This window comes from Candidatus Buchananbacteria bacterium CG10_big_fil_rev_8_21_14_0_10_42_9, assembly GCA_002773845.1.
In the GTDB taxonomy this organism is placed as follows: domain Bacteria; phylum Patescibacteriota; class Patescibacteriia; order Buchananbacterales; family 21-14-0-10-42-9; genus 21-14-0-10-42-9.
In genome coordinates this window covers 1-9980 of the sequence record PEZZ01000027.1, presented here as the reverse complement: position 1 = coordinate 9980, position 9980 = coordinate 1, and the positions used below count along the sequence as shown (strand labels likewise).

9 protein-coding genes are annotated in these 9980 nt (G+C 40.2%); 3 read left to right on the top strand and 6 right to left on the bottom strand.

Annotation, left to right across the window (positions count from 1 at the left end):
- The 6 genes from COT81_03440 to COT81_03415 form a co-directional block, all read right to left on the bottom strand.
- Positions 1-771 (bottom strand): hypothetical protein (locus tag COT81_03440; GenBank protein ID PIS05008.1); only part of this gene is annotated, 771 nt, incomplete at its 3' end.
- Position 772: 1 nt separating this feature from the next.
- The gene (locus COT81_03435; GenBank protein ID PIS04991.1) at positions 773-1339 is read right to left on the bottom strand and encodes a hypothetical protein; all 567 of its coding nucleotides are present in this window, start codon (positions 1337-1339) and stop codon (positions 773-775) included.
- A gap of 2 nt (positions 1340-1341) precedes the next feature.
- On the bottom strand, positions 1342-1818 hold the full coding sequence (locus tag COT81_03430) for a permease (protein PIS04990.1): 477 nt from the start codon (positions 1816-1818) through the stop codon (positions 1342-1344).
- A gap of 58 nt (positions 1819-1876) precedes the next feature.
- Entirely contained in the window at positions 1877-3820 is a 1944-nt protein-coding gene (locus COT81_03425; GenBank protein PIS04989.1) for a hypothetical protein, read from the bottom strand.
- Between the two features lie 2 nt (positions 3821-3822).
- The gene (locus COT81_03420; protein PIS04988.1) at positions 3823-4134 is read right to left on the bottom strand and encodes a hypothetical protein; all 312 of its coding nucleotides are present in this window, start codon (positions 4132-4134) and stop codon (positions 3823-3825) included.
- Positions 4135-4883: 749 nt separating this feature from the next.
- The gene (locus tag COT81_03415) at positions 4884-6473 is read right to left on the bottom strand and encodes a hypothetical protein (GenBank protein PIS04987.1); all 1590 of its coding nucleotides are present in this window, start codon (positions 6471-6473) and stop codon (positions 4884-4886) included.
- A gap of 51 nt (positions 6474-6524) precedes the next feature.
- On the opposite strand from COT81_03415, the gene COT81_03410 reads away from it, so the two are divergent.
- From COT81_03410 to COT81_03400, 3 genes are all read left to right on the top strand, one after another.
- Entirely contained in the window at positions 6525-7850 is a 1326-nt protein-coding gene (locus COT81_03410; protein PIS04986.1) for a hypothetical protein, read from the top strand.
- A 9-nt stretch (positions 7851-7859) separates the two neighbouring features.
- Complete coding sequence (locus COT81_03405) at positions 7860-9038, top strand: hypothetical protein (GenBank protein PIS04985.1); 1179 nt, start codon at positions 7860-7862, stop codon at positions 9036-9038.
- 45 nt (positions 9039-9083) lie between these two features.
- Positions 9084-9980 (top strand): tRNA guanosine(34) transglycosylase Tgt (locus COT81_03400; protein PIS04984.1); only part of this gene is annotated, 897 nt, incomplete at its 3' end.

The following is a 9980-nucleotide window of genomic DNA, read 5'->3' as shown; positions in this document are numbered from 1 at the left end:
TTTAGTTTCTAGCACTTCGTTTATTCTTTTCCATTGGGCGTCGTTGAATTTTGACTTAAATAGACTGGTTACGCTTAGCCCTTCATCTGCGTACGCGCTATCCAGATTTGAAGCCGTGAAGCTGCCGCCCAAAATCCAATATTGGCTGACTGTATTTTTATCTAGGCCGATGAAACGCGCGCGAATAAAGATTTTTAAGTTGGCATGATCAATTTGCATTTTGATGTAATCATGCACAAATTGGCTTTTGATTTTTTTGGCCAGGATTAAAGCCGCAGCAAAATATTTGGAATCGACGTAGGCATCAATGGCTTGAGGTGCGGGATTTTCGCCTAGGTCTGCTTTCGCTTCGGTAATTACCGCCCACCAATCACGGGGCGCATTAACCGGATCAGCCCAATCGGCTGAGGGGACACTGCCGAAGTTAGAGAAATCGTCGGGGGATATATTGTTAACTTGATGTTTTTGTTTTAATCGAGCTTTTAAGTTGTTATAATCATCTTGCAATAATAATAGTTGAACTAAAGTTTTATTCGGCACGTACGTTTGCAAAAACGTTTTTAATTCTTGCAAATCAGCTTTGAGTGCTTGGTAATATTGTTCTGGTTTTAAGTCTTGCATGTTATTGGCATAATCAGTGTCATACAATACCTGAAATGCGTCAGCGGCGGTGGCGGCACCAACCATCCGTTCCAAATCAATCCGATCTGGCAAGCGAGTTTCCAGATGCTTAATGCGGGCATTGATGTGAGCGTAGGCAGTTTCAGACATATTAACCAAAGATAATATTGGCCACTTCCGGCGTTAACTCTGATTTTAAGGTAGCAATAAGTTCATCAAAGCGGCTATCAATCATAACGTCTTGGGATTGGAAAACAAATCCACCGCCGCCATTGAGCGCCTCGGCGCCAACTTTGCAGTTCTTACCGCTAGCCTTGAGGGCTTTTTTAGTTATTGATTCTTTGCCTTTTACTGGAATTACTTCACCGTCAATGCCTTGGGGCAAAGCTTTGATCAGCTTGACAATTTGTTTTTCGTATTCACTGTCGTTTAATGATGATAATTTGGCCAAGGCTTGTTTGAATACTTCGTCAATAACCGCTTGTTTTTTTTGTAGAATAGCGGCTTGGCGTTGGCTTGCCAAAGTGAAATCAGCTTGCTGAACTTTTTTTTGCGCTTTAATTTTAGCCTGGGCAATGATTTCAGCCTTGCGAGCTTTGATTTTTTGCTCCCAGCTCTTGCGTAACTCTAGCAAAGCATGCTCTTTTTGCTGGTCAATTTTAGCGGTTTCGCTAAGGGTTTGTTTTTCAATTGCTTTGACAATGTCTTGCAATGCCATAGTTAGCCAATGTTTATTCCATTAATTAGTAGGATCGTAGTAAGCAGTCCCAAGACAGCATAAGTTTCTACCATGGCTGATAAAATAATTGCTTTGCCGGAAGCTTTGGGTGATTTAGCCACAATCCCCATGCCGCCAGCCGATACTTTACCTTGGAGCCATCCAGAAGTTAGTCCGGCAATGGCAATGGGCAAACAGGCAAATAAAATTTGCCAGCCAAGTGCGGTTGAGATATCAACCGCGCCGCCGCCTAATAACCCTACTTTTTGTAAGGCCATAATTGCACCTAAGAAACCGTAAATTCCCTGCGTGCCGGGCAAAGCTTCTAGTAGCAAAACTTTACCGAATTTGTCTGGGTCTTCCGCGGTAACGCCCGTGCCGGCTTGGCCGGCAATTGACACACCAAGGGCAGATCCAGTGCCTGCTAATCCGGCCGCTAATGCCGCGCCCAAAATTGCAAGTGCTAATCCTATCGTCATATGTTTTTACTTAGTTATTTATTATTTCGCCCAGGGGTCGATCACCCCTTGGGTGATATTATTTAGTTATTCGAACGAATCGACTTTGTTTTGAAAATGGTTCAAATGTTTTCCCGCCGCCTTCCATAAATTTCGGGAAAAATTCCACAAATTGCAAACGGCCAGAGTGAATATAAGCGCCAAGTACGTTAATCGCCATATTAAAAATGTGTCCGCCAATTAAAATTCCAATAGTTAGCACCCAACCAACATAAGGCACTAAATCGGCGGCCAAAAAAGCGATTAAGTTAATCACTGAAGCAATAATGCCGGTGGCTAGTCCAAGCGCGAGCAAACGCGAATAAGATAAAACATCTGAGAAGTAACCAACAATATTATATAAGCCTAAAATACCGATGACTGGCTTTAAAAATAGATTTTTGGTTTGTCGCATCCCAGAAATGACAACCAAAGCTAAACCTAAATAAAGTAAATAAAGTGACGGTATTAGCGTGACGGGCGGCAAAACTTCGCTTTTTGCCATGATCCAAACCATCAACATGCTTAGGGTATAAAACCAAACGCCTGAACCCCACAGCGCTTCGCTGATTTGTCCGTGTTTTACTTTCCACCAGATGTTAACGACTAAGCCAACTAAAACTTGAATGACGCCTAAAATTAAAGAAATAATTAACATCGTGATTGGATCAGCCACCGGGTCAATTAATCGGATTTGTTGTAAGATATTTCTAATTGGTTCAATGGTAATAGTGTCTATAGCGATTCCAAACCAACCGCCGGCAAGTGCGCCCAAGACAAAAGTGGCAATGCCGCCATAGACTAATACCTTTAATAATTTTTTAGCCTCGGCGCCAACTTTCATTAATTTTAAGGCTAAAAACGACAGGCCGGCTAGCACCGCTCCGTAGCCGGCATCGGTTAAACATAAACCAAAAAAGATAATGAAAAATGGAGCTAGCCACGGTGTTGGATCTGGCTCGCCCGCCAAAGGTGAGCCATAGATTCCGGTAATTGCTTCAAACGGGCGAAAGCCCTTGTTTCGAAGTTGCACCGGCACGTTGTCGTCTTTGCCAATTGGTTGCTCAATGACCGCTATGGCTGAAGTGGTTTCATGCAGTCTTTTATTTACAGTTTTTAAATCTGAATTTGCTACCCAGCCAGTTAAAATAGCGGTTTGTTCGGTGGTGCTTGCCGTTGCCACTTTTTCAGCTTGTTGTAATTGCCAATCGACTAAATCAGAAATGATTTTTAAATTAGCCACATTTTTTGCCAACGTTTCAGCTTCTTTTTTGGCGTCATCAATTTTTGACTGATTGATTTTTAATTCACGTTTAATTGCCTCCAGCCGGTAGATAATTTTATCATCCAGTTCAGGCAATTCAACAAATTTAACTTGTTGCCATTCTGGCAATTCAGTCAGGCTTTTATCTTTAAAGATAATTGAAAAATAAGATTCGGTGCCGATCGCGTTGACTTTGGCAATTTCAATTTCTTTAGTCGCTGAAAATTTTAAAAGTTTGTCAAAAATTTCGTTCGGGGCGGAGGCAAAAAGAAGATGAAAATTTTTAGGTAAGTCTTTGGTCATCGGCACAAAACTTAAATTTTCCCACGGCGACAAAAGTTCTTGTTCGGCAATTAGTTTTTCGCCTCGCGCTTCTAAATCACTAATACTTTGTTCTAGTTTTTGGGCTTGGCTTACAATTTTTGACCAATTGGTTTGATTGGCAATTTCAACCGCTTGTTTTTCTGACACTGCGATTTTAGGATCTAAAATTTTATCCAGGGTGCCTTTTGGGTCAACATAATACGGAGTTAAAAAGTTAATCGCAAATAACAAATTAGCGCTATCTTTTTCTAAGCTAGCTAACTTTTCGTTGTATGGCGTTTGCTCGGATTCGTTTTCAAGATGAACTAAGCTTAAATTTTGTAAAGTTTCTAAAACTTTTTGACTTTCGCTTTGTTTAAAAATAATGTTTATTTTTTTTATTTGAGAACTTGCCATAACTATTTTAACTTGTCGATAATGTGGTTAACGGCTTGGGTAATTTTATCTTTTGGGACGGCGTCTAGTTTTTGCAACTCAGCTTGTAAATTTTTCTGGGCTGTTTGTTTAAGCTCGCTTACTTCTTTATTAACGTCTTGGACAATTTGGTTTAGTTCATCATTGACTTCGGTTTCGACAGACTCTAATTTTTGGCTAAAATCGGCGTTGGCTTTTTTCACTTCAGCCTCAGAATTTTTTTTAGCCAAACTAATAGCTTCGGCGCTATTTGCTTCAGCTTGCTTAATTGTTTCAATAGGGTCAGTATTTGGCATGAGTTTATTTTTAGAAAATTTTTGAGTAGAATTGTCAATTTTGACGAGGTAAGTATAAGGAAATATTTGAGTCTGTCAAGGGTATGAAATAAATAAATCCCTAATTTTAGCTTAATTATTGCTATTGGCGCTTTTTTGAAATCATGGTAGCGTAGCTCTAATATTACTGTTAGGGCAACCGCCTAGAAAGGCTTGGTGTGTAATGTCGCCCACCGTATTCGTTGCCGGTTTATTTGTTGTCGCGTTTTTTTCTCGAATTTTTGCTTTGATTGTCGCCTTGTTGATTTGGGCGTATGAAGACCCGTTTGGGGCCGAAGCAGACGAAAATAGCCGACAATAATAATCCCCGGAAAGAGTGGAGAACTTTCCGGGGCGTTTTGTTTTAAGAGGCTTGACATTTTCTATTACCTTGATAAGTTTTAAATAAGTTTATCTGGGTAAACTCAAACCAGAAAGGACGGTGAATCTTGGTCGGAGTTTGTTGTCTGTCTTGGGTAGCGACTGCCTTTATGGCGGCGTTTCTGCCCTTGGCGTGGAGAAATCGCGACGCCCAAGCGAAGCCCCAAGAAGGCATCCCTAACGGGATGGTCCAATTTGTGGCTCAAGCCATTTTGACAGTTGTGTTCTTGGCCGGGAGCGTCAGCATAACGGCCTTGGTGCTGTCGGGAGGGGCAGCCTAAGCTTGGCTTATCCACCAACCTAAACGACCCGAGGATTGAGGACCCCGGGTCGTCGTACGTTTAAAGGCTTTATTGAAGTTCTTCTTTTTTTTCTTTAACAAAGCCCGTCAACTCTTCTACGCCAGACACCACCATTTTAAGCGGGGCCTCAATGATGTTGTCTAAAATGAAAATAAAAATATTAATTTTTTGAGAGTTCATAGACACCCAACGCCCAGCCCGTAAAATGGGCAAAGTTAAAATATCAAATAGAAAACTTAAAATTCCATCACGCCGGTCTAAAACCACAAGCTCTTTGGCGTGATAGCGAATGCGAATAGCAAAAAAACTGATGATACTTAAGAACAGCAAGAATAAAAATCCGCTTAAAACGCTAAAATCTAACCGGCGCAAAATGGTTATGATTATGCCAAACGAAACGGCGAACATCAGTAAGTAAAAAAGGCCAAAAAAGAAATTTAACGTTACACTGCTGCGTCGGTGTTTGTAAATTAACTTATCACTTTTCTCCCCGTAAATAATGTCACTTACACCTTTGACAATTTTTTGGGTATTTTTTTTGCTGGGTACGCTGATCGGAATAGTGATTAAAAACATTAACACCGGGTGAAATACGATATTAATAATTAGCGGTGTAAAAATTACACTGCCATATACAATTAAATCATACGGCACTTCTAAAATTAAACCTAAGGTCATTTTAGTGATAAAAATGTAAAGTACGGAGCGAACAACCGAACGATGTAATTTTTTACGGGCTTCTTTGTAGCGGGTGTTGCATGCGTCTTCAACGGCTAAACTTAATTTTCCAGTGTCGCTTACGGTGGCCATAGAGTCGCTGGCCTTAACCATTAACACATCGCGCAAAATTGAAAAATAAATGTTATGTTTTTTTAAAAAACGAGTTAGTTTTTCGCCAAATGGATTTTTTATTTGCCGATCAATGTTATCGATGAGCTTTTCTAAATGAGCCGAAGCGCCGGATGAGGTTTCGGCGCTGGGGTTATTCCAATCCGGGTAATAAAGTTTAAGCAGTTCATAACGGAGCAAAGGGTGGTCAGATTTTATTAAGCCGCGCCAAACGGTCAAGTAAAGTTGAACATCTCGTTCTTGCTCTGGCAGGGGGTTATTAACATAGACTAATTCTGTTTTTAAATATTGGTACATCGCCATCACAGTGGCGCGATCACGCACCAGCGGGAAAAGCTTTTCTTCAATTTCACACGCCATTACCGCAATTAACCATTTAACAACGGCTGAACTTTTACGGTCGGTTATGGTTTTGTCATACGGCTCAATGAGATAAAGATATTTATCAATTATTTTTTCAATATCCGGAATTTTAGTCACCGGAACTTTTTTATTCTCTAAATATTTGGTGCGGATAAGTTCGGTCAAAAGAGTTTGAGCTAAATTTTTGCGCTTGCCTTCAACTATAATCATCCGGCGTAAATATCTAGCAATGCCGTTGCGCCGGACTAAATGTTCCTCTTGGTAGTCTAAGGTGTTACGAATACGTTCATAAAAGGAAACGATTTTGGTCGTAATTAAACTAACCTCAAGTTTTTCAACGTCCGGCGGAACAAATTCTTTATAAACCGTTGGTTTAAATTGCTTGACTAAATCCTCAACCAACGGTGTTATTTGTTTTTGAGCCATGTAGCAATTGTATCAGTTTCCGGCAAGAATTCAAGGTAAGCAGATAGTAAAATGTTTGTTTTATGCTATAATTATGGTGATATTCAACTCATGGTCGTAACTTTAACCAAGTCATTGCTTACCCGCTTACAGTTTTATTTTCGGATATTGATTTTTATTTTGGCTATGTCCGTTTTTTTGTATTTTGGCATCCGGAGCAGTATTGTAAACGCTCATACAGAAAGTGAATTATATATCACCACAAACTCACCTCAAGTAAAGCTCGAGGCTGGCACAATTGTGTTTTCAGCCAATAGTTCCCAGCCGCTTTCTGGCTTCCAATTTATATTATCTCGGGACGGAAAAAACATTGTGTCGCCGGCCTCTTCCCCGGATAGTTTTAGCTGGTTAAGTGAAGTTGATGTAACTAATTTATCGCCGGGGGGATATTTAGTTAATGGCGTGTCGTTGAATGATCGTGGCAATAGCGTGGCGGCTTCGCAAAATAAATATGTGATACAAATTAATGAAGGCCAAATCAAAGTTTTACCGGGTGATGATTTTTTCTATACGTCCCAGCCAGTAAAAGATTTAGCGGACCAACTTGATGACAGCTTGTTGTTTAACAATAGTGTATTTAGTACGTCTCAGCCATTAGTTTTTTTACCGTTGCCAGCCATACCCAATGATCAGGTTTTATTTCCGCCAATGATTTTAACAATGGATAGTGATGGCGACAGCTTGCCCGATGATTTGGAAAATTTATTAAAAACCAACGTGTTGAAAGCTGATTCTGATGAAGATGGTGACAGTGATTTTAAAGAATTGCAAAATCAAAGCAATCCCTTGGGGGCAGATAACCAGGTGTTGCCGTTATCTTTAAACCAGACAATTTTAGCTTTATTGAGCTTGCGGGCACTGGAATTACCTCAAGCTACAGGGCTCGAAACTGTTAATTATAAAATTAATCGCGTTACTAATTTTACGCGGGAGGAAAACAACTACATTGTTTTTTCCGGTACCGGCCGGCCCGGGGAAGTGCTGTCATTTTTTGTTGACAGCCACACCCCAATTTTAGGCTTTACCCAAGTTGGCGGGGCGGGTAATTGGAATTATTACTTGCCTAATATTTTAAACGACGGAGAATACAACGCTACTGTCGCGGTGTTAGATTCAGCTGGTAAAGTTATGCAAAAAAGCGAGCCGCAATTTTTTACTATTGCTAACGGCCGTTATATTAGCATTTCAGAATATTTAGCTACCACGTTTAATCCGTCAACGAATAATTCTTTGAAATTGCAAATGCTTTATTTTGCCGGAGCTATAATTATTGTGGCCGCGGCAATTATGATGGCACGTTGGTTTTTTAACCGCCGGCAAACCAGTTTGTGGAATTAAGTAATTATTATGATTAGATATTATAAATACCAAAAACTTTGGACAACGCTACGAGTATTAATGGTTGCGGTAATGGTTTTAGTGCTTACCGCGATGCGGTTTGAATGGGAGATTTTCAATATTTCAGCCAGGGAATTTTTTTGGATGCTTTTAATCCCGTTAATGGTTTATACAATTTTTTTTGCAGTTGGATTGTGGCGAAATATTTGCCCGCTAGCCACATTTAATTTGTTTAACTGGGTATTTTGGTGGCGCAAAAAAATGGAGCGGCAGGGGCCAAGAATTAATCAACTTACAGGTTGGCGGTTGCCATTTTATAACTTTGTGAAGCGTAAGGGCCTGTTGATTAGCGCCATTGCTTTTTGGGTGATTGTGCCTTCGCGCTTGATTTTATCAGACCTTCATCCTCAGTTTGGATTTTGGGCGTTGATTTTAATGTTTGCGGTGGCTTTTGTTATGGGTTTAATCTTCCCGGTAAAGTCAGGTTGGTGTACGGCCTTGTGTCCAGTATCAGCGGCTGAAAAAGCGTATTCTATTAATCCGTCAATTCAAATTAAAAATAATCGGTGTCATTATAAATTGCCAAAAACTGGCGCAATTTCAAATTGCAATAATTGTTCTTTTAACTGTATGGACGTGCGTGAACCAGAACACGCTTATTGGTTAGAGCAAGATACGAAAGTGATGCATGATAGCGTCAACGCCCGAATGCGTAAATTATTTATCTCGGTTTTTCCGGGCTTTATTTTAAGCTATTACGTGATTGCGCCTAGGCTTTTGTACTTTGACGGCTATACAGTAAAAACTTTTGCATATTTATATCTATCTTTTTTGCCGGCGATGTTAATTGCTGTTGCTGTTTATGAAGTATTGAAATTACTTAAGCGTTTACAAATTGATATGCGCAGAAATTTGCCGCGGCCAGAAGGGCAATATGACGAATCTTACTTACAATTTAAGCGCCGTTTGGATATGCTGTATATCACCTTGGCTTTCGGCATTTATTTTTATTATACATCAAATTATATCTTCACACGCATGTTGACGCGGATGTTTTCAATATCTAACAGTGAAAGCCAAATTATTTTTTACATTGGTTTGGCGGTAGTTTATAGTTTAATGCTGCAAGGCCTAAAAAGTGGATGGAATGAATTAGATAAAGGGCGATATCAGCCGAGTTGGTGGTAATAAGGCGAAGAGCAAATAGCAAACAGAAAAGAGTAAATAGTTATAATGACTTATTTTAAAATAGTTAAAAAAAGTAAGAAATCCAAAGCGCGATTAACCAAACTAACAACCAAGCACGGCGAAATTGCCGGGCCGTTTTTTATGCCGATTGCCACTCGGGGAGCGGTGAAAAACGTGTCAGTGGATGAGATGATGGAGCTTGGAGCACAAATTTTATTGTCTAACACTTATCATCTGTTATTGGAGCCGGGCATGGCGGTAATGAAAAAAGCGAGCGGGCTGCATCAGTTTATGAATTGGCCAGGACCAATATTAACAGATTCGGGCGGCTATCAAGTTTTTTCTTTAGGCAAGCATAGAAAAATTACCGAACACGGTGTTTATTTTGCGGATCCTAAAAACGGCAACAAATATTTTTTAACGCCTGAGCGCGCGGTACAAATTCAAAGTATTATTGGCGCAGATATTATGATGGTGCTAGATGAGTGTCCGCCGTACCCTTGCTCAAAAAAATATGCCAAAGAATCTTTGGAGCTAACCACCGGTTGGGCCAAGCGCTGCTTAGCTGAAAAGAAGAAGTTAAAAAATAAAAATTTGCTTTTTGGCATTGTTCAAGGAAGCACCTTTAAAGATTTACGAACTGAATCGGCGCGGCAATTAACCGCAATGAATTTTGATGGATTTGCGATTGGTGGGGTGGCCGTTGGCGAACCGCGTCAAAAAATGGCGCAAGTATTAAAATGGGTAGAGCCTTTATTGCCGCCCGATAAGCCTCGTTATCTCATGGGTCTTGGCCGCCCAGAAGAATTAGTTATGGCGGTAAAAAACGGGATGGACATGTTTGATTGCGTCATTCCAACGCGTGAAGCTCGCCATGGCCGGTTATATGTATTTAATTTTGCTAAACCAAATATTAATTCAAAATCATTTTATAAAACCATA

Coding starts and splice junctions, on each gene's coding strand:
- COT81_03435 (PIS04991.1), bottom strand. CDS start 1,339: ATGGCATTGCAAGACATTGTCAAAGCAATTGAAAAACAAACCCTTAGC.
- COT81_03430 (PIS04990.1), bottom strand. CDS start 1,818: ATGACGATAGGATTAGCACTTGCAATTTTGGGCGCGGCATTAGCGGCC.
- COT81_03425 (PIS04989.1), bottom strand. CDS start 3,820: ATGGCAAGTTCTCAAATAAAAAAAATAAACATTATTTTTAAACAAAGC.
- COT81_03420 (PIS04988.1), bottom strand. CDS start 4,134: ATGCCAAATACTGACCCTATTGAAACAATTAAGCAAGCTGAAGCAAAT.
- COT81_03415 (PIS04987.1), bottom strand. CDS start 6,473: ATGGCTCAAAAACAAATAACACCGTTGGTTGAGGATTTAGTCAAGCAA.
- COT81_03410 (PIS04986.1), top strand. CDS start 6,525: ATGTTTGTTTTATGCTATAATTATGGTGATATTCAACTCATGGTCGTA.
- COT81_03405 (PIS04985.1), top strand. CDS start 7,860: ATGATTAGATATTATAAATACCAAAAACTTTGGACAACGCTACGAGTA.